The organism is Bradyrhizobium sp. SZCCHNS3016 (assembly GCF_032484535.1).
Lineage (GTDB): Bacteria > Pseudomonadota > Alphaproteobacteria > Rhizobiales > Xanthobacteraceae > Bradyrhizobium.
The window spans coordinates 1-18351 of record NZ_JAUETE010000003.1 but is presented as its reverse complement, the minus strand read 5'-3'; the positions used below and the strand labels follow the sequence as shown (position 1 = coordinate 18351).

Here is an 18351-nt window from a genome sequence, read left to right as displayed (position 1 = left end):
ATGCCTCCGGCCGTTCCCCTCGCGACCTATCGCCTGCAGCTCACGGGTGATTTCAACTTCGAAGCGGCCGCGCGCGTCGTGCCGTATCTGAAGGCGCTCGGCATCAGCCACGTCTACGCCTCGCCGTTCATGACGGCGCGGAAGGGCTCGACGCATGGCTACGACATCACCGATCATTCCAAGCTCAATCCCGAGCTCGGCGGCGAGGACGGCTTTGCGAAACTGAGCGCGGCGCTCAAGCAGCACGATCTCGGCCTCATTCTCGACTTCGTGCCGAACCATGTCGGCGTGCATTTCGACGACAATCCATGGTGGCTCGACGTCCTCGAATGGGGCCAGGCTTCGCCGCACGCCGCCTCGTTCGACATCGACTGGGACCAGTTGCCGTATCGCGCACGCGGCGGCGTGCTGCTGCCGATCGTCGGCACCTCCTACGGGCATGCACTCGAACATGGCGACATCGAGCTGCGCTATGATCCAGGCGAAGGCTCGTTCTCCTGCTGGTACTTCGAGCATCGGCTGCCGATCGCGCCCGAGCGCTACGGTGAAGTGCTGCGCATCATCGTCAAGGAGGCAGGCGCAGAAAGCAGTGAGACCGGCAGGGCGATCCTGGAGCTCGCCTCGCGTTATCAAGGCCTGCGCCATCCGAACCGCAAGGAAGCGCCGGCATTCAAGGCGGCCCTCAAGGCCATTCCGGACGCCGCCGACGTCATTGCCCGCGGGATCGCGGCCTACAAGGCCGGGCCCGAGCGTCTGGCACAGACGCTCGCCCTGCATCATCTGCTGGAGAGGCAGCACTACAAGCTCGGCCACTGGCGGCTCGCCTCCAGCGACATCAACTACCGCCGCTTCTTCGACGTCAACACGCTGGCGGGCCTGCGCGTCGAGGATGCCGGCACGTTCGAAGCGATCCACCGGCTGGTCAAGACGCTGATCTCCGGCGGCCAGTTGCAGGGATTGCGGCTCGACCATATCGATGGCCTGCGCGATCCCGCACAATATTTTCAGCGCCTGCGCCGGCTGATCGGCGACGCCCGCGGGCCCGCGGCGGGGCCGTTCTACGTCGTGATCGAGAAGATCCTCTGCGAGCAGGAGAAGCTGCCGCGCTTCGCAGGCGTGCACGGCACCACCGGCTACGAATGGATGAACGTGGTCATCCAGCTTTTGATCGACGGCAACGGCCTGGAGCCGCTCGACGAGATCTGGCGCCAGATCAGCAACAAGCCGCCGAAGCTGGCGCCGGTAATAAAGGAAGCCAAGCGCCGCGTGCTGGAGACGCTGCTGACCAGCGAGTTCACCGTGCTGACGCGCCTGCTGGCGCGCATCGCCAACGGCCACTACTCCACGCGCGACTATTCGGAAGACATCCTGCGCCAGGCGCTCGAACTGTATGTTCTCCACTTCCCGGTCTATCGCACCTATCTCACCACAGCCGGTCCGACCGAGACCGACCGCAAGCTGATCGACCACGCCATCGCCGGCGCCCGCGCCGAATGGTTCGCCTCCGACGGCTCGATCTTCGAGTTCCTGCGCGACGCGCTGACCATGGATCTCATCAAGCGCGACCGCAGCACCAACCACAGCGTCCCGCGTGTGCGCCGCTTCGCCCTCAAGGTGCAGCAGCTCACCGGGCCCATGATGGCGAAGTCGCTGGAGGACACCGCCTTCTACCGCTTCCACCGGCTGCTCGCGCTCAACGAGGTCGGCGGTGATCCGGCGGCGCATGCTCTGGCCATCGCCGACTTCCACAAGCTGATGCAGGACCGCGCCAGGCATTGGCCGCACGGCATGACCGCCACCGCCACGCACGACACCAAGCGCGGCGAGGATGCGCGCACGCGGCTGGCCGCCATCACCGAGCTGCCCAATGACTGGACGTCGTCGGTCGCGCGCTGGAAGACCTTGAACGCGCCGCACGTCATCACGGATGGCAAAATGCGCGCGCCCTCGGCTGCGTTCGAATACATGCTGTACCAGACGCTGGTCGGCATCTGGCCGGCAAGCGGCACCGATGACACCCTGCCCGATCGGCTGCAGGCCTATGCGCTGAAGGCCGCGCGCGAGGGCAAGGAGGAGACCAGCTGGCTCAATCCGAACGAGGCCTATGAGAACGGCCTGCGCGCCTTCATCGAACGCATCCTGGACCGCGACCGTTCGCCCGAGTTCCTGCAGTCGCTGGAGACGCTTGCCAAGCGGCTGGCGCTGCTCGGCGCGCTGAACTCCCTGACGCAGCTGACGCTCAAGGCGACCATGCCGGGGGTGCCCGACTTCTACCAGGGCACCGAATTCTGGGACCTCTCGATGGTCGATCCCGACAATCGCCGCCCGGTCGATTTCGCCGCACGCGAACAGGCGCTGCGTGCGTGCGAGAGTCCCGACTGGGCGCACCTCGCGGACCACTGGCCGGATGGCCGCATCAAGCTGGCCTGGACGCGGCGGCTGCTCAGGCTGCGTAACGAGATGTCCTCGGTCTTCACGGACGGCGCCTATGAGCCGCTCGAGGTGAGCGGACGTCATGCCGGTCACATCATTGCCTTCGCACGGCGGCGCGGGCGCGACGCCGTTATTGTCGTCACTGCGCGCAACTTGGCGCCGTTTACCGACGCTGGCCGGGTGTGGCCCCACGCGGATGATTTCGAAGCCGAGGTTCATGCCCGCGGTTACACATCTGCGGACATGCAGAACGGCATGGTCGCGGTGTCCTCCATCTTCACGCACGTGCCTGCAGCAGTGATCCCGGCGCGGACTGATGCGGCAGCCCACCCGACTGGTCGACGCCAGACAGCGGCAGCGCCGACCTGATCAGCTCTTCTTCGTCAGCAGCAACTGGCCGCGGTTACGGATCGCGGCCTGCGCCGCCTCGGCAAAGCGCTGCAGCAGCCAGGGCAGCACGACCTCGACACGCACGTGATCGTCGGCGACGTCGACATGGCCCGACGCCGCCTGACCGAGCGCGCGAACGCGAAAGATCATCTTGTCGCCCTCCCAGCGCTCCTCGTCGACCTTCAGGACCGGAACGCTGGTCGCGGCGCGACTGAGACCGGCCTGGAGCCGGCGCACGGCCTCGTCCTTGCCGAGGCGATGCGGAATGGAAACGACAAGCGGTCTTGACATCGCGATCTCCTGACTAACAACCGTCTTCATGTAGTCATCAGTGGATGCGACCGCAAAGACACACGCTGCATTTTACTTGTTCCCACGCGGAACTTTCGAAGTTCCAACCAGTTTCCTCGGCGAAGGCAGGCACGTTGTCGCCCCGCTGCCGGGCACTGGAGGGAAGCACATGTCCATCGGAACTATCATCCTCATCATTCTCATCATCGCCCTGCTCGGCGGCTTTTCCGGCATCGGCGGCGGTCCGTTCTACGGCACCGGCTACTACGGCGGCGGCGGCCTCGGCCTGATCATCGTCATCGTGCTGATTCTCGTCCTGCTCGGACGCATCTGATCCGATCGATCTCATAGCCATCCAACTGATCAGCTCGGGCTGACGTGGCCGCGCCACGTCGGTCCGTGCTTGATTGCGCCGCGCATCGTATGCCTTACACTTCGTTCGCGAGCTTCCTCATCGCCGGCTTGATCGCTCCGGCCGCGTCGTCATAGCCCTCCCACGCCTTGGTCTTGGGCAACAGCGCCGGTACGGTTCGGACCGTGTACCGCTTGGGTTCGAGCCCGTTCTTCACCTGCGCCCAGGTCAGCGGCATGGACACGGTGGCGCCTTCGCGGGCGCGCGGCGACAGCACGGCGACGGCCGTCGACATCCGGTCGTTGCGCAGATAGTCGAGGAAGATCTTTCCCCTGCGCAGCTTCTTCGACATGTTGAGCAGATATTGCTCCGGGTTGTCGTTCGCCATCCATTGGCACACGCCCTGGGCAAACGCCTTCGCCTCGGGCCAGCTCACCTTGTCGCGCGCGCCGTGCAGCAACGGCGTCACCACATGCAGACCCTTGCCGCCCGTGGTCTTGCAGAAGCTCTCGAGTCCGAGGCTCTTCAAGCGCTGGCGCATTTCCTTGGCTGCCGCGATCACCTCCTCGAACGCGACGTTCGGCGCCGGATCGAGATCGAACACCAGCCGGCCCGGAACGTCATAGGCGTCCGGCGCGCAATTCCACGGATGCAGCTCGACGGCGGCGACCTGAGCCACCGCGATCAATCCCTCGACGCGATCGATCTGCAGATACGGCTTGCGATCGCCCGAGACCTTGACCAGCTCGAGCAGGTCCGACATGCCCTGCATGCCGTGCCGCTGGAAGAATTTTTCGCCACCGATGCCGTCAGGCGCACGCACAATCGAGCATGGCCGGCCCTTCAGATGACCGATCATCCAGTCGCCGACAGCTTCCAGATAGTTCGCGAGATCTAGCTTGGTGACCGGCTCGCCGTCGCCGGCGTCCGGCCACAGCGCCTTGTCGGGCTTGGAGATCGCAATGCCCATCACCGTGGCCGAGCCCTTCGTCCGAGACGGCGTCTTGTGGACCGTGGTGCCGACGGTCGCGACGCTCGCCGCGGCGCGCGCCACCGGCTTCGCAACCTTCGTCGTCACCACCGGCTCCTCGGCAACGACCTCGCGCGCCGGCTTGTCCTCGCGCAGTGCCTTGAACGAGGCCTGCCTGACATTGCCGTCGCCGGTGAAGCCTGCAAACTCGATCTCGGCGACCAGCTCGGGCTTGAGCCAATGCACCTCGCGCGTCTTGCGCGGCGCGTTCTTGCCGCTGAACGGGCTCTTGTCGGAGGCCGCCGCCTTCAGCGCCGGCATGATCTCCTTCACCGTGTCCTGGCCGAAGCCGGTGCCGACGATCCCGACATAAGCGAGATGATCGTCCTTGTTGACGCCGACCATCAACGAGCGGAATTTGCCGTCGGTGGTCTTCCAACCACCGATGACGACCTCGTGGCCGGGCCTGGTCTTGGCTTTGGTCCAGCTCTCGGTGCGTCCCGAATGATACGCCGAGTCCAGCTTCTTGGAGACGATGCCCTCCAGTAACAACTTGCGCGCCGACTCCAATACGGCTTCGCCGTCGCTCTCGAAGTGCTCGACATAGCGGATGCGCGGCGCCTTGCCTTTGATGTTCGCCTTCAACAGCTTCGCGAGCCGCGCCTTGCGATCGCGCAAAGGCTGGCGGCGCAGGTCGAACTCTTCGGCGAACATCAGGTCGAAGGCAAAGAAGATCAGCTCGTCGGTTTCGCCCGCTGAGATCGCCGCCTGCAGCGCCGAGAAATTCGGATTACCGTCCTTGTCGAGCGCGACGATCTCGCCGTCGATGATCGCATCCGGCAGCTTCGCGGCCTCCTGCGCGATCGCACTGAACTTGGCCGTCCAGTCCAGGCCCTTTCGCGTCTTCAGGGTTGCCTTGCCGTCTTCGACCCTGATCTGCACGCGGTAGCCGTCGAACTTGATCTCATGCCCCCACCCCTCACCGCTCGGCGGCTTCGCGACCGAGGTACAAAGCTCAGGGGCGACGAAGTCCGGCAACGATGACACCATGCGCGGCGCCACTGTCTTCGACTTCGGGCTCGCTTTCGTCGTCTTTGCCGACGGCGCCGTCTTCGTCGAAGTGGCCTTGCCGTCGCTGCGGTTCGAATGCCACACCGCATCGGCATTCATGCGCTGTGTCTTGGCGAGCATGAACGGCTTCGGCGCTTTGCCTTTGCCGGCCGCGATCTGCTCCATCGTGCGCCCCGACGCCACTGATTTGTCGGCGTCGAGAATGTCGTTGGCCTCGCCCTCCTTGGCAAATTCGTCGCGATGCTTGATCAGGAGCCAATTGGTGCGCTTGCCGCCGGTGCGATCGTGGCGCATGCGCACCAGCACCCAACTGCCACGCAGCTTCTCGCCATCCAGCGTGAACTTCAGATCGCCCTTCTTGAAGCCGCTCTCGGGATCCTCGCTCTCCCAATAGCCACGGTCCCACAGCATGACGGTGCCGCCGCCATACTCGCCTTCCGGGATCGTGCCCTCGAAATCGCCGTAGTCGAGCGGGTGGTCCTCGACCTCGACCGCGAGCCGCTTGTCATGCGGATCGAGCGACGGGCCCTTGGTCACCGCCCACGACTTGAAGACGCCGCCAAATTCGAGCCTGAGATCGTAGTGCAGCCGTGTCGCGTCGTGCTTCTGGATGACGAAACGCGGCCGCGGCGCACGCGCAACCTTGGCGTCGCCGGACGGCTCCGCCGTCTTGTCAAAATCGCGCTTCTTGCGATAGGTGGAGAGCTTCCTGAGCGCCACGGTGATCCCTCGCGTTGAGTGGTAGCGTAGCAAAGCCGGTGAACTCGTGGAACCGGCCGCGTCAACATGATGATAACATCGGGCAAAGTTCCGCGTTCCCGCGGCTCGGGGAGCCCAGGCTGCGCTGGCGTCCGCCCTCTGCCAATCGAGAGGGCGCAGGGAAGGCCGGGAGCTCGCCGCCCCCATGGCCCGCCTGCGAAGAAAATGCAGGCGGCAGGTACCACAGGTGCAGCCGAGACATCCCGGCCCTCCCTGCGCGACGGCTTTAACGGCTGCTTCGCGTTCTCCTCGGCGCGCCGGGCTTGTTGGCCACCGTGTCGCGACAATGCGCTTGCGCGCATTGCGCTGGATACCAGCATCGGGGTATCAGGACCGCGCGACTTGACCGTGCGTGCCGGATTGTTCGTCGGCGCGACTGAATCACGCTGCAATCCGACACACCCATCGCATTCCGCTGCCGACGTCCGTGACGACCGCGATACGCCCCCTCCGACGCAACGGAACGGGTCGGACCATAATGCTGATTTTACGAAGTCGTCAAGCGAATTATTTTTTCCCGAAGCGACCTTCGCCGGGCCCATGGAACCCACACCGATGCTTGCCCGTTGCAGCCTCGTCCGGATTGTCCAAGGAGACCACGATGGCCCCCCGCGCCTATTGGAAAGGCTCGCTCAAACTCTCGCTCGTCAGTTGCCCCGTCGTTCTCTATCCGGCGTCGACCTCGGTCGAGAAAACGCGTTTCCATCTGATCAACCGCGAGACCGGCAACCGGCTCAAGCAGCAGATGGTCGACTCCGAGACCGGCGACATCGTCGAAGGCGAGCAGAAGGGCCGCGGCTACGAGCTGTCCAAGGGACAGTACGTCAAGATCGAGCCCAAGGAGCTGGAGGCGGTCCAGATCGAGAGCAACCATACGATCGACATCGACAGCTTCGTGCCGCGCGACGAGATCGACCAGCGCTATCTCAACCATCCCTACTACATCGCCCCCGACGGCAAGGCGGCCATCGACGCCTTCGCGGTGATCCGCGATGCGATGAAGGATCAGGACCGCGTCGCGCTGGCGCGGATCGTGCTGACCAACCGTGAGCATATCATCGCCATCGAGCCAATGGGCAAGGGCATGCTCGGCACCACCCTGCGCTTTCCCTATGAGCTGCGCGACGAAGCTGAGTTCTTCGACGACATCAAGGCGCCGAAGATCACCAAGGACATGGTCGAGCTCGCCGGCCACATCCTGCAGACCAAGGCGGCGCATTTCGATCCCTCGGCGTTCAAGGACCAATACGAGACCGCGCTGAAGGCGCTGGTCAAGCGCAAGGCGTCGGGCAAGCCGATCAAGCTGCCGGAGCCGGAGGAGCGGCCCGACAACGTCGTCAGCCTGATGGATGCGCTGAAGCAGAGCCTGAACGGCAAGAGCGGAAAAAAGACGGCGCGTGCGGCGCCACGGCGGACGAGCACGCATCGACGCACGGCGAAGAAGGCGCATCGGTCGGCGGCGCGGCAGAGGAAGGCGGGCTGAGTACGCGGTAGCGCGGATGAGCGCAGCGACATCCGGGCTACGCGGCGCAAGGCGGCGCAATCCCGAGCCTCAGCTTTTCTTCGATGACCTCTTTGTCGTCTTCCGGCTGGTCTTCTTCGTGGTCTTCTTGCTCGATGCCTTCTTGGTTGTCTTTTTAGATGACTTCTTCGCCGATGTCCGCGCGCTCTTCTTCGGCGGCACCTTCTTGCCCTCGCGGCGCGCCTCCGACAGGCCGATCGCGATGGCCTGCTTGCGGCTCTTGACCTTGCGACCGGAACCGCCGCTGCGCAGCGTGCCAGCCTTGCGCTTCTTCATGGCCCGGCCGACCTTGGCCGATGCCTTGCGCGAGTATTGTCGTGCCATGAACATCCTCCCGATTGCGACACGTAAACCGCGTCGGCGAGACGAAAGTTCCAAAGCGCAAGCTGATGCCGCGTACCTCCACACATGCATTCACGATCGCGGGAATCGAAGCCCGTCGATACATTGAGATTCCAATGCAGCTTCGCGCTCGTCGTTTCGATGACGGATAGACCGAGAAGCCAATCAGACGTTCTGATCCACCGCATGAGGCGCAACTGGACAAGGCGACGTTCCGAATGATGCGTCCCTGGCCTCTTCCTCAGTCAGCAATTTCAGGAGCACCGTCCGCTTGGACTCATCGTTGAATTCAGCGAGACGTTTCCTGAACAGGATGAGGTTCTGCAGATGAATGTATTCTTCCATGACCGACCTCACTGATGGGAGCCAAGAACGACGTCGATGGACGAACGGCAAACGAAATCCAGGCGTGCAATATCTTTGATCTCATCGGGTCTTCCGAACCCGTCAAGGTCTGGATCTTGCGCTGCGATCTCGAACAGTCCCTGCAGGCTGAAAGATCGAACGCGCAGAACCCCTCACCGGGACATAGGCCGGCCTTCATGCCGAAGCGGCACCGCAACGCGTCGGGCTGACCTTGATTGAGATGAATTTCAGGCATGATGCTCTTCCCGGTATCGCCGATGACAATCTCTGCGCCGCAGTCGGCAGCCTCGCCCCCCCAAATTCAGATCGCGTTCTGACAAGCCGAGACATGGCACGTCCCGTGTTTACACCATCGTGCATGCAAACGCACGATCAGCTGCGCCGATCAGGTGGCACGACTGCAGTCTCGATCGTCCGTTGATCCAGAGAACGGGCGCCTGCGGACGTACTGCGCCGCAGCGCGAGATGACCGGCTGGTCAAAATTGCTCGTAAATTTAACGAAACGAGCTGATGCCGCCCGCGGGACACGCAAGCTCGCCCATCGAATGGCGATGTCAACGCCCCTGACACATAGGACCAGTCGGCCGATACGGCCAAAGCTCAGTCCGGCGCGCGCAGCCGATAGCCGATGCCGGTCTCGGTCAATACGAATTGCGGGCGCTCGGGATCGGCCTCGATCTTCTGCCTGAGCTGACGCACATAGACGCGCAGATATTGCGCGTCGGTCAATTCGTCCCACAGCTCCTTGAGCAGGAAGCGGTGCGTCAGCACCTTGCCGGCGTGCTGCACCAGGACGCGGAGCAGATCGTACTCCTTGGGCGACAGCTTGATCTCGCGCTCGCCGACCTTGACGATGCGGCGGACGAGATCGACGGAGAGATCGCCGGTACGGAACACCGGACGCTCGCCCTGCACCTGCAACTGATGCCGCAACGCCGCGCGCAGCCGCGCCAGCAACTCATCCATGCCGAACGGCTTGGTGATGTAGTCGTCGGCGCCGAGATCGAGCGCCTGGACCTTGCCCGCCTCGTCGCCGCGGCTGGACAGCACCACGACCGGCACAGCCTCGTTGCGGCCACGGATGGTACGCAGCAGCTCGAGCCCGTCGATGTCGGGCAGGCCAAGGTCGAGAATGATCAGCGCCGGCTCCTGGCCCAACAGATCCAGCGCAATCCTGCCGTTCGAGGCTTCGAGAATCTCGTAGCCCTGCGTGGTCAGGCCCATCCGCAGCAGCTTGCGGATCGGCGGCTCGTCGTCGATCACGAGCACCTTGATCGGAGCGCCGGTCATGCGGCCGTATCCAGCGGTCTGGCCTGCGCCAGCACGGGCAGGCGGATGGTGAGGACCGCGCCGCGCCGATCGGTGCGGTTGCCGGCGAAGATGCGGCCATGCATCGCCTCGATGAAGCCGCGCGAGATCGCGAGCCCCAGCCCGGTGCCGGGCCGCACCTGGTCGCCCTTCTGCACGCGATAGAACTTGTCGAACACGTGCTCGACCTCCGCGGCGGGAATGCCGTCGCCTTCGTCACGGATCTCGAGCACGACCCAGTTGTTGTCGCGGGCCGCACGGATCGCGATCGAGGTCTCGGGAGGCGCATATTTGGCGGCGTTGTCCAGCAGATTGAACAGCACCTGCTCGAACAGCACCGCGTCGACCTCGACCATCGGCAGATCGGGCGCCAGCTCCAGCGAGACATGATGACCGGCGAGGATCTTGCCCGCGCGGCGCAGCGCGCTGCCGACGATCTCGCCGACGTCGTGGAGCGCGGCGTTCGGCACGATCGCGCCCGATTCCAGCTTGGTCATGTCCAGGAGATTGGCGATGAAGCGGTTGAGCCGCTCGGATTCGTCGATGACGGTGGCGAGCAGGTCGAGCTTCTCCTTGTCGGACAGCCTGGCGGCCAGATCGCGCATCGTCGAAGCCGCGCCGAGCACGGAGGCAAGCGGCGTCTTCAGATCGTGCGAGATCGAGGTGAGCAGCGCCGAACGCAGCCGGTCCTGCTCCATGGTGCGCTTGACCCTGTCCATGTCCTCGACCAGCAGCACGCGCTCGATCGCGAGCGCGCCCTGATCGACCAGCGCATCGAGCAGCCGGCGCTGGTCCGGCGTCAGCAGCGGCCCGGTGCGATCGTCGTCGATGCCAATGACACCGATCGAGCCGCGCCCGGTGCGCATCGGCAGGAACAGGCGCTTCGCGCCGGGCAGCGTGTCGGAGCCGCGGCCCGCTGCGCGGTCGTTGCTCCAGGCCCAGCTCGCGGCGGCGAGGTCGGCGTCGTCGAGCTGATCCTCCGGCGGGTAGCCGGTCATGACCGTGAGCTTGCCGTCCTGCGGCAGCAGCAGCACGACCCGCACCTTCAGCATCAACGCCGCCTGATAGGCCGTCGCCCACAGCACGTCGTCGAGGGTCGCGGTGCCCGCGAGCTTGCGGCTGAAGGCGTAGAGCTGCTCGGTGGTCCGGATGCGCTGGGTGGCGGCGTCAGCCTGAACGCGCACGCGCGCGGCGACGTTGGACACCAGGATGGCGATCAGCATGAAGAAGAAGAACGCGCCGATGTTGGTCGGATCGGTGATCGTGAACGTATACAGAGGCGGGAGGAAGAAGAAGTTGTAGCAGAGCGAGGCGGCGAGGCTCGCCAGCAGCGACGGCCCAAGACCGTAACGCGCGGCGACGCCGACCACGGCGGTCAGGAACACCAGATCGACGTTCTCGATACCGAAGAAGGGCTGGATGAGCTCGGCGAGGCCAAGGCCGACAGCCGTGATCAGCAGCGCCATCAGATAGGGCTTTGGCTGCAGCGGCTCGCTGCGCGGGCGCGTCTGCACCGACGGGCTCGGCGTGTCCGGCGCCTCCTCGCCGGCGATCACGTGGATGCTGATGTTGCCGGCGCGCCTGACGAGGTCATGCACCACCGAGCCCCTGATGATCTCGAACAGGCGCGAGCGGCTCGACTTGCCGATGATGATCTGGGTGACGTTGTTGGCCTGCGCGAAGCTGATGAGGTCATCCGCGATGCGCCGGCCGACGCCCGGAATCGTCAGCGCCTCGCCGCCGAGGGTCTCGGCCAGCCGCAGCGTATCGGCGAGCCGGTCGCGCTGCTTGTCGGAGAGCTGCAGGTTGCGCCGGGTCTCGATGGTAACGGCGGTCCACGGCGCGTGGACACGGTCGGCGAGCCGCTTGGTGTAGCGCACCAGCCCTGTCGCCCGCGGATCCTCCGACACGCAGACGAGGATCCGCTCGCCGGCCGCCCAGGGTCCGGCGATAGCGTTGGCCTGCATGTGGGTGAGCAATTGCTCGTCGACGCGCTCGGCCGTCCGGCGCAGCGCGAGCTCGCGCAGCGCGGTCAGATTGCCGGGCGAGAAATAATGCTCCAGCGCGCGCTCGGCCTGCTTGGGGACATAGACCTTGCCCTCCTTCAGCCGCTGGATCAGATCGTCGGGCGTGAGATCGATCAGCTCGATGGCGTCGGCGCGGTCGAGGATCGAGTCCGGGACGGTCTCGCGTACGCGCACATGAGTGATCTGGGCGACGACGTCGTTGAGGCTCTCGATGTGCTGGACGTTGACCGCCGTGTAGACATCGATGCCGTGCGACAGCAGCTCCTCGACGTCGAGATAGCGCTTGGGGTGGCGGCTGCCGGCGGCATTGGTGTGCGCGAGCTCGTCGACGATCGCGAGCTTGGGACGGCGCGCGATCACGGCATCCAGATCCATCTCCTCGACGATCTGGTCCTTGTAGGAAATATGTTTGCGCGGGACGACCTCCAGGCCGCGCACCAGCGCCTCGGTCTCGGCGCGGCCATGGGTCTCGACGAAGCCGATGACGACGTCGACGCCGGCCCTCAGCTTGGCATGCGCGCTCGACAGCATCTCATAGGTCTTGCCGACGCCGGGCGCGGCGCCGACGAAGATCTTGAGCTTGCCGGCAGGACTGTCCTCCCGCCGGGCCGCTTCGAGCAGGGCCTCCGGCGAGGGACGTTGGTCAGGATCGCGGCGTTGACTGGCCATGCGGCATTATAGACGGAGGGACCTCGGCGCCAAGGCCAGGACCGTTAAGGCCAGGACCTTTAAGGCCAGGACCTTTAAGGCCAGGACCTTTAAGGCCAAGACCCTCAAGGCGCGGCCGGCAAGGCTTCATTGCGGTTTGGCAGCATCGAGCGCCAGATTGAGCGCCAGCACGTTAACGCGGGGTTCGCCGAGCAGCCCGAGCAGACGGCCCTGGGTCTGCCGGGCGATCACGGCCTGGACGCTTGCCTCCGGCAAGCCGCGCGCCTTGGCCACCCGCGGCACCTGGAACAGCGCTGCCTCCGGCGAGATGTCCGGATCGAGCCCGCTCGCCGAGGTCGTCACCAGATCGACCGGCACGGCCTGCGCGGGATTCTCCGCCTTCAGCTTGTCGACGTCCTCCTTGACGCGGTCGGCCAGCGCCTTGCTGGTGGGGCCGAGATTGGAGCCGGACGAGTTGGCAGCGTTGTAGGGCGCCGAGACCGTCTTGGTGGAGTCGTTCGGATCGGCTGCCGAGGTCGCCGACGGACGGCCGTGGAAATATTTGTCGTCCTTGAACTCCTGGCCGATCAGCGCCGAGCCGATCACCTGGCCGTTGCGCGTGATCAGGCTGCCTTCGGCCTGCGCCGGAAAGATGGTGCCGGCGACGACGGTCATGGCGAGCGGGTAGAGCAGCCCGGTGATCAGGGTCAGCGCGAGCAGGACGAAGATGGCGGGACGGATTTCTTTGAGCATGGGAATCTCCTATTTGTCTCCTTCATTGCTATCGAAATCGTCGATCCCCTTCGGTCGTCATTCCGGGGCGCCTCGAAGAGGCGAACCCGGAATCTCGAGATTCCGGGTTCGATGCTTCGCATCGCCCCGGAATGACGGGGAGAGAGTTTCGCTCGCAATGACAGCGGTTGTGGTTGTCAAGCCAAATGCAGGGCGGTCACGATCAGGTCGATCGCCTTGATGCCGATGAAGGGGATGATGATGCCGCCTAAGCCGTAGATCATCAGGTTGCGGCCGAGCAACGCGCCGGCGCCGATGGCGCGGTAGGCGACGCCCTTCAGCGCCAGCGGGATCAGCGCGATGATGACGAGCGCGTTGAAGATGATCGCCGACAGGATCGCGCTCTGCGGGCTCGCCAAGTTCATGACGTTCAGCACGTTGAGCTGCGGGTAGAACGCCAGGAACATCGCCGGGATGATCGCGAAATATTTGGCGACGTCGTTGGCGATCGAGAATGTCGTCAGCGCGCCGCGCGTCATCAGCAGCTGCTTGCCGATCTCCACCACCTCGATCAGCTTGGTCGGATTGGAGTCGAGGTCGACCATGTTGCCGGCCTCGCGCGCGGCTTGCGTGCCGGTGTTCATGGCGACGCCGACATCGGCCTGCGCCAGCGCCGGCGCGTCATTGGTGCCGTCGCCGCACATCGCCACCAGCTTGCCCTTGGCCTGCTCGTCGCGGATCAGCCTGAGCTTGTCCTCGGGCGTGGCCTGCGCCAGGAAATCGTCGACGCCGGCTTCGGCGGCGATCGCCGCCGCGGTCATCGGGTTATCGCCGGTGATCATGATGGTGCGGATGCCCATCCGGCGCAGCTCGGCGAAGCGTTCGCGGATGCCGCCCTTGACGATGTCCTTGAGCTGGACGACGCCGAGCAGGCGCCCGTCCCTGGCGACCGCGAGCGGCGTGCCGCCGGATTTGGCGATGTCGTCGGAGATTGCACGGATCTCGCGGACAAGCTCGCTCTCGACCGGCTGGACCGCGCGCACCGTATTGCCGGAGACGGGCTGGGTCGGGCCGCCGCCGCCGATGGAGTTGAGGATGGCGTCGACCGCGCCCTTGCGCACCGAGGAGCCGCCGGCATCGACGCCGCTCATGCGGGTCTGCGCCGTGAACGGCACGAAGGTGGCGCCGAGCTCGGCCATGTCGCGGCCGCGGATGCCGTACTTCTCCTTCGCGAGCACCACGATCGAGCGGCCCTCCGGTGTCTCGTCGGCGAGCGAGGCGAGCTGCGCTGCGTCGGCGAGCTCCTGCTCGCTCACGCCCCTGACGGGACGGAACGCAGTCGCCTGGCGATTGCCGAGCGTGATGGTGCCGGTCTTGTCGAGCAGGAGCGTATCGACGTCGCCGGCGGCCTCGACCGCGCGGCCGGACATCGCCAGCACGTTGAAGCGCACCAGGCGGTCCATGCCGGCGATGCCGATCGCCGACAACAGCGCGCCGATCGTGGTCGGGATCAGGGTCACGAACAGCGCCACCAGCACCACCACCGAGATCGAGCCGCCGGCATAGGCCGCGTAGCTCGGGATGGTCACGGTGGCGAACACGAAGATGATGGTGAGACCCGCAAGCAGGATGTTGAGCGCGATCTCGTTCGGCGTCTTCTGCCGCTCGGCGCCTTCGACCAGCTTGATCATGCGGTCGATGAAGGTCGAGCCTTGTGCGGCCGTGATCTTGACGCGGATCCAGTCCGACAGGACCTGGGTGCCGCCGGTCACCGCCGAGCGGTCGCCGCCGGATTCGCGGATGACGGGGGCGGACTCGCCGGTGATGGCGGCCTCGTTGACGGAGGCGACGCCTTCGATCACCTCGCCATCGGAGGGGATCGTGTCGCCTGCCTCGACCAGCACGATGTCGCCGACCTTCAGGCTGGTGCCCGACACGAGCTTGTAGGTGCGGTCCGTCGGGCTTGAGCCCGTCAGCAGCTTGGCCTGGCTCTCGGTGCGGGTCTTGCGCAGCGAATCCGCCTGCGCCTTGCCGCGACCTTCGGCGACTGCCTCGGCGAAGTTGGCGAACAGCACGGTGAACCACAGCCAGAGAATGATCTGGAAGGTGAAGCCAAGGTTCGCTCCGCCGGTGACGACGTCGCGCAGGAAGATCACCGTGGTGAGCGCGGCGACGACCTCGACCACGAACATCACGGGGTTCCTGATCATCAGCCGCGGATCGAGCTTGACGACGGCGGCCTTGATGGCCGGCAGCACGATCTTCGGGTCGAGCATCGTCGACATCGACGAGCGCTTCTGCAGTTTCATGGTTTCCATGGAGGTTGCTCCGGGATCAGAACACGGTGCCGGCGGTCATCGCGAGATGCTCGACGATTGGACCAAGGGCGAGAGCGGGGAAGAAGGTGAGGCCGCCGATGATCAGGATGACGCCGACGACGAGACCGACGAACAGCCCGCCGGTGGTCGGCAACGTGCCCGCCGAGGGCGGGATCGACTTCTTCGCGGCGAGCGAGCCGGCGATCGCCATCGCCGGGACGATCATGAAGAAGCGGCCGACGAACATCGAGCAGGCGAGCGTCAGGTTGTAGAAGAAGGTGTTGCCGGTGAGGCCGCCGAAGGCCGAGCCGTTATTGGCGGTCGCGGAGGTGTAGGCATAGAGCACCTCGGTGAAGCCGTGCGGACCGGCATTGGCCATCGAGGCGACGGCCGAGGGCAGCACCACGGCGACCGCGGTCCAGCCGAGATACATCAGCGGCAGCACCAAGATTGCCAGCATCGCCATCTTGACCTCGCGGGCCTCGATCTTCTTGCCGACATATTCCGGCGTGCGCCCGACCATCAGGCCGGCGACGAAGATCGCGAGCACGACGAACAGCAGCATGCCGTAGAGGCCGGCGCCGACGCCACCGACAATGATCTCGCCGAGCTGCATGTTGATGAGCGGGATCATGCCGCCGAGCGCGGTGAAGCTGTCATGCATGGCGTTGACGGCGCCGCAGGACGCCGCCGTGGTGATCACGGCGAACAGCGACGAGGCGACGATGCCGAAGCGGACCTCCTTGCCCTCCATGTTGCCGCCGGTCAGGCCGAGCGCGTTGAGCACATTGCTGCCGCTGGCCTCGGCCCAGTAGGTGACGGCGACGCCGGCGATGAACAGCACGCCCATCACGGCGAGGATCGCCCAGCCCTGGCGCTGGTTGCCGACCATGCGGCCGAACACGTTGGTGAGCGCGGCGCCAAGCGCGAAGATCGAGAGCATCTGGATGAAGTTCGACAGCGCAGTCGGGTTCTCGAACGGATGCGCGGCGTTGGCATTGAAGAAGCCGCCGCCATTGGTGCCGAGCATCTTGATCGCGACCTGCGAGGCGACCGGGCCGACCGCGATGGTCTGCTTGGCGCCTTCCAGCGTGGTGGCCTCGACATAGGGCCCGAGCGTCTGCGGGATGCCCTGCCAGACCAGGAACAGCGTGTAGACGATGCAGAGCGGCAGCAGCACATAGAGCGTGCATCTGACGACATCGACCCAGAAATTGCCGACGGTCCGCGCCGAGGCGCGTGAGAAGCCGCGAATCAGCGCCATCGCCAGCACGATGCCGGTTGCGGCCGACAGGAAGTTCTGGTGCGTGAGGCCGAGCATCTGCACGAGATAGGAGACCGTGCTCTCACCGCCGTAGTTCTGCCAATTGGTATTGGTGAGGAAGCTGATCGCGGTGTTGAACGACAGATCTTCGGCTACCGCCGACTGCCCGGCCGGATTGAACGGCAGCACGGCCTGCAAGCGCATCACGCCGTAGATGATCAGGAAGCCGCCGACGTGGAACAGCAGCATCGCGACCGTGTAGGTCAGCCAATGCTGCTCGCGCCGCTCATCGACGCCGCCGATCCAATAGATCGCGGATTCGACCGGCCGCAGCACCGGCGAGAGGAAGGTGCGCTCGCCATTGAAGACGCGCGTCATGTACCAGCCGAGCGGCTTGGCGAGCGCGACGATGACGGCGCAAAAGAGCAGGATCTGGATCCAGCCGATCACAGTCATGGGATATGTCCTTGAAGGCGCGACAGCCGGCGGTCAGAACCGCTCGGGCCGCAGCAGCGCATAGGTGAGATAGAACAGAAGGCCGAGCGACACGGCGCCGGCGAGCGAATAGTCGAAGATCATGGCCCGTCTCCTAGAGTCGCTCGCAGGCGTAGGTATAGCCGATCGCCAAGGCGAAGAAGCCGGCGGCCAGCGCCAGCATCAGGATGTCCAGCATGGTGTGCTCCTCATGCGCCCGAAAGACGCGCAAAGCGTAAGGACAGCCGGAGGCGCGCGACTTGTGATAGATCAAGCATCCCGTCGCCGTGCCCCACGATCCGTTCCATCGCGACAGATGGCATCCGGAACCATAGGTTTTCGAGACAGCGCTGCCGGGAAAGTTATAGGAATTTCATAAAGACCGCGGCATTCCCGCAGTGGCTTTCGCCTGGTCGCCGCGGCGATCGCATATGGAGGCAGCCACAGCGCCGAGGCATCTTTATGCGCCGCCTATTTCTCCCCTCCCCCGCCCCTCTCGCATTCCTACGGTGCCGTCGGCCACATTGCCGATCAGGGCCCACAGGCCAATGCTCACTGACGACGGGAGGCCAGCATGGCTGCCTTGACGACACGACTGGATGTCCTGGAGCCGGCACAGATCGCGCAGACAACGACAGCGATGTTGACGGACTTGCTTGGCGAGGACGAGGGGGTCTCACCCTTGTCGGCGCGAGGGCGACGCCGGCTGCGAATCGCACGATTGCTGGAGACCGAGGCGCGGATCGATGCCGCGCTCGAGCTGATCGCGCTGCAATTGCCGCGATGGCAGCTTCGCCGCATCGCCTATGACGACGGCGAATGGCACTGCGCATTGTCGCAACAGCGGGAATTGCCGGACTGGCTCGATCGTTGCGCTGAAGCCCGCCACAGCGATCTCGCCCTCGCCATTCTCCACGCCGCGGCCGAAGCCCGCCGTCTCGAGCCGAGCGTCTCCCAGCCTGACGCAAGGCGCGGCATCACGACGGAGGCGGCGGTCGCCGGCCTGCTCTGCTGCGACAATTTCTGAGCCGCCGTCATTGCCGCGATGTTCTTTTCCACTGACAAGTCTGCGGAGCTTCCGGC

The 18351-nt window shown here is 65.1% G+C and carries 16 protein-coding genes; 5 read left to right on the top strand and 11 right to left on the bottom strand.

Annotated features, from left to right (window positions below; translation table 11 throughout):
• Positions 1 to 2802 carry a malto-oligosyltrehalose synthase gene (treY, locus tag QW881_RS07590; RefSeq protein ID WP_315755253.1) on the top strand — a complete coding sequence of 934 codons (2802 nt, stop codon included), beginning with the start codon at positions 1 to 3 and terminating at the stop codon, positions 2800 to 2802.
• On the opposite strand, the gene QW881_RS07585 is transcribed toward treY, so the two are convergent.
• Entirely contained in the window at positions 2803 to 3114 is a 312-nt protein-coding gene (locus tag QW881_RS07585) for a polyhydroxyalkanoic acid system family protein (protein ID WP_315755252.1), read from the bottom strand.
• A gap of 169 nt (positions 3115 to 3283) precedes the next feature.
• On the opposite strand from QW881_RS07585, the gene QW881_RS07580 reads away from it, so the two are divergent.
• Entirely contained in the window at positions 3284 to 3448 is a 165-nt protein-coding gene (locus QW881_RS07580) for a DUF3309 family protein (RefSeq protein ID WP_006614022.1), read from the top strand.
• Positions 3449 to 3542: 94 nt separating this feature from the next.
• On the opposite strand, the gene ligD is transcribed toward QW881_RS07580, so the two are convergent.
• Positions 3543 to 6227, bottom strand: a complete 2685-nt coding sequence (ligD, locus tag QW881_RS07575; RefSeq protein ID WP_315755251.1) for a DNA ligase D — start codon at positions 6225 to 6227, stop codon at positions 3543 to 3545.
• Positions 6228 to 6867: 640 nt separating this feature from the next.
• Between ligD and QW881_RS07570 the strand changes: the two genes are divergently transcribed.
• Positions 6868 to 7749, top strand: coding sequence for a Ku protein (locus QW881_RS07570; protein ID WP_315755250.1), 882 nt, complete (start codon positions 6868 to 6870; stop codon positions 7747 to 7749).
• A 69-nt stretch (positions 7750 to 7818) separates the two neighbouring features.
• Here QW881_RS07570 and QW881_RS07565 read toward each other — a convergent pair whose 3' ends face one another.
• Together QW881_RS07565 and QW881_RS07560 are read right to left on the bottom strand one after the other, a co-directional pair.
• Positions 7819 to 8112 (bottom strand): DUF6496 domain-containing protein, encoded by a 294-nt coding sequence (locus tag QW881_RS07565; protein WP_315755249.1) that lies wholly within the window; start codon positions 8110 to 8112, stop codon positions 7819 to 7821.
• A 183-nt stretch (positions 8113 to 8295) separates the two neighbouring features.
• Complete coding sequence (locus QW881_RS07560) at positions 8296 to 8475, bottom strand: hypothetical protein (RefSeq protein WP_315755247.1); 180 nt, start codon at positions 8473 to 8475, stop codon at positions 8296 to 8298.
• A gap of 14 nt (positions 8476 to 8489) precedes the next feature.
• Between QW881_RS07560 and QW881_RS07555 the strand changes: the two genes are divergently transcribed.
• Entirely contained in the window at positions 8490 to 8705 is a 216-nt protein-coding gene (locus tag QW881_RS07555; protein WP_315755246.1) for a hypothetical protein, read from the top strand.
• Between the two features lie 392 nt (positions 8706 to 9097).
• Here the strand turns inward: QW881_RS07555 and QW881_RS07550 are convergent, their stop codons facing one another.
• The 7 genes from QW881_RS07550 to QW881_RS07520 all read right to left on the bottom strand — a co-directional run bounded on the left by QW881_RS07550 (position 9098) and on the right by QW881_RS07520 (position 17542).
• On the bottom strand, positions 9098 to 9787 hold the full coding sequence (locus QW881_RS07550; RefSeq protein ID WP_316158143.1) for a response regulator transcription factor: 690 nt from the start codon (positions 9785 to 9787) through the stop codon (positions 9098 to 9100).
• Complete coding sequence (locus QW881_RS07545; RefSeq protein ID WP_316158142.1) at positions 9784 to 12501, bottom strand: sensor histidine kinase KdpD; 2718 nt, start codon at positions 12499 to 12501, stop codon at positions 9784 to 9786. Before QW881_RS07545 ends, QW881_RS07550 begins: the two co-directional genes overlap by 4 nt.
• Before the next feature lie 126 nt (positions 12502 to 12627).
• Positions 12628 to 13233 (bottom strand): K(+)-transporting ATPase subunit C, encoded by a 606-nt coding sequence (locus QW881_RS07540; protein ID WP_316158141.1) that lies wholly within the window; start codon positions 13231 to 13233, stop codon positions 12628 to 12630.
• A 176-nt stretch (positions 13234 to 13409) separates the two neighbouring features.
• A complete protein-coding gene (gene kdpB / locus QW881_RS07535) occupies positions 13410 to 15530 on the bottom strand; it encodes a potassium-transporting ATPase subunit KdpB (RefSeq protein WP_316158140.1) in 2121 nt (706 codons plus the stop codon).
• Positions 15531 to 15546: 16 nt separating this feature from the next.
• Positions 15547 to 17250, bottom strand: a complete 1704-nt coding sequence (gene kdpA, locus QW881_RS07530) for a potassium-transporting ATPase subunit KdpA (protein WP_316158139.1) — start codon at positions 17248 to 17250, stop codon at positions 15547 to 15549.
• 33 nt (positions 17251 to 17283) lie between these two features.
• Positions 17284 to 17373 carry a K(+)-transporting ATPase subunit F gene (locus QW881_RS07525; protein WP_018454042.1) on the bottom strand — a complete coding sequence of 30 codons (90 nt, stop codon included), beginning with the start codon at positions 17371 to 17373 and terminating at the stop codon, positions 17284 to 17286.
• A 10-nt stretch (positions 17374 to 17383) separates the two neighbouring features.
• A complete protein-coding gene (locus QW881_RS07520; protein WP_315755239.1) occupies positions 17384 to 17542 on the bottom strand; it encodes a hypothetical protein in 159 nt (52 codons plus the stop codon).
• A gap of 300 nt (positions 17543 to 17842) precedes the next feature.
• Here QW881_RS07520 and QW881_RS07515 point away from each other — a divergent pair, with 300 nt between their 5' ends.
• Entirely contained in the window at positions 17843 to 18295 is a 453-nt protein-coding gene (locus tag QW881_RS07515; protein WP_315755237.1) for a hypothetical protein, read from the top strand.
• The last annotated feature ends 56 nt before the right edge of the window (positions 18296 to 18351 follow it).

Bases quoted from the DNA above. Each gene is read 5' to 3' on its own strand.
- treY (WP_315755253.1), top strand. From the start codon at position 1: ATGCCTCCGGCCGTTCCCCTCGCGACCTATCGCCTGCAGCTCACGGGT.
- QW881_RS07585 (WP_315755252.1), bottom strand. From the start codon at position 3,114: ATGTCAAGACCGCTTGTCGTTTCCATTCCGCATCGCCTCGGCAAGGAC.
- QW881_RS07580 (WP_006614022.1), top strand. From the start codon at position 3,284: ATGTCCATCGGAACTATCATCCTCATCATTCTCATCATCGCCCTGCTC.
- QW881_RS07570 (WP_315755250.1), top strand. From the start codon at position 6,868: ATGGCCCCCCGCGCCTATTGGAAAGGCTCGCTCAAACTCTCGCTCGTC.
- QW881_RS07565 (WP_315755249.1), bottom strand. From the start codon at position 8,112: ATGGCACGACAATACTCGCGCAAGGCATCGGCCAAGGTCGGCCGGGCC.
- QW881_RS07560 (WP_315755247.1), bottom strand. From the start codon at position 8,475: ATGGAAGAATACATTCATCTGCAGAACCTCATCCTGTTCAGGAAACGT.
- QW881_RS07555 (WP_315755246.1), top strand. From the start codon at position 8,490: ATGGGAGCCAAGAACGACGTCGATGGACGAACGGCAAACGAAATCCAG.
- QW881_RS07550 (WP_316158143.1), bottom strand. From the start codon at position 9,787: ATGACCGGCGCTCCGATCAAGGTGCTCGTGATCGACGACGAGCCGCCG.
- QW881_RS07545 (WP_316158142.1), bottom strand. From the start codon at position 12,501: ATGGCCAGTCAACGCCGCGATCCTGACCAACGTCCCTCGCCGGAGGCC.
- QW881_RS07540 (WP_316158141.1), bottom strand. From the start codon at position 13,233: ATGCTCAAAGAAATCCGTCCCGCCATCTTCGTCCTGCTCGCGCTGACC.
- kdpB (WP_316158140.1), bottom strand. From the start codon at position 15,530: ATGGAAACCATGAAACTGCAGAAGCGCTCGTCGATGTCGACGATGCTC.
- kdpA (WP_316158139.1), bottom strand. From the start codon at position 17,250: ATGACTGTGATCGGCTGGATCCAGATCCTGCTCTTTTGCGCCGTCATC.
- QW881_RS07525 (WP_018454042.1), bottom strand. From the start codon at position 17,373: ATGATCTTCGACTATTCGCTCGCCGGCGCCGTGTCGCTCGGCCTTCTG.
- QW881_RS07515 (WP_315755237.1), top strand. From the start codon at position 17,843: ATGGCTGCCTTGACGACACGACTGGATGTCCTGGAGCCGGCACAGATC.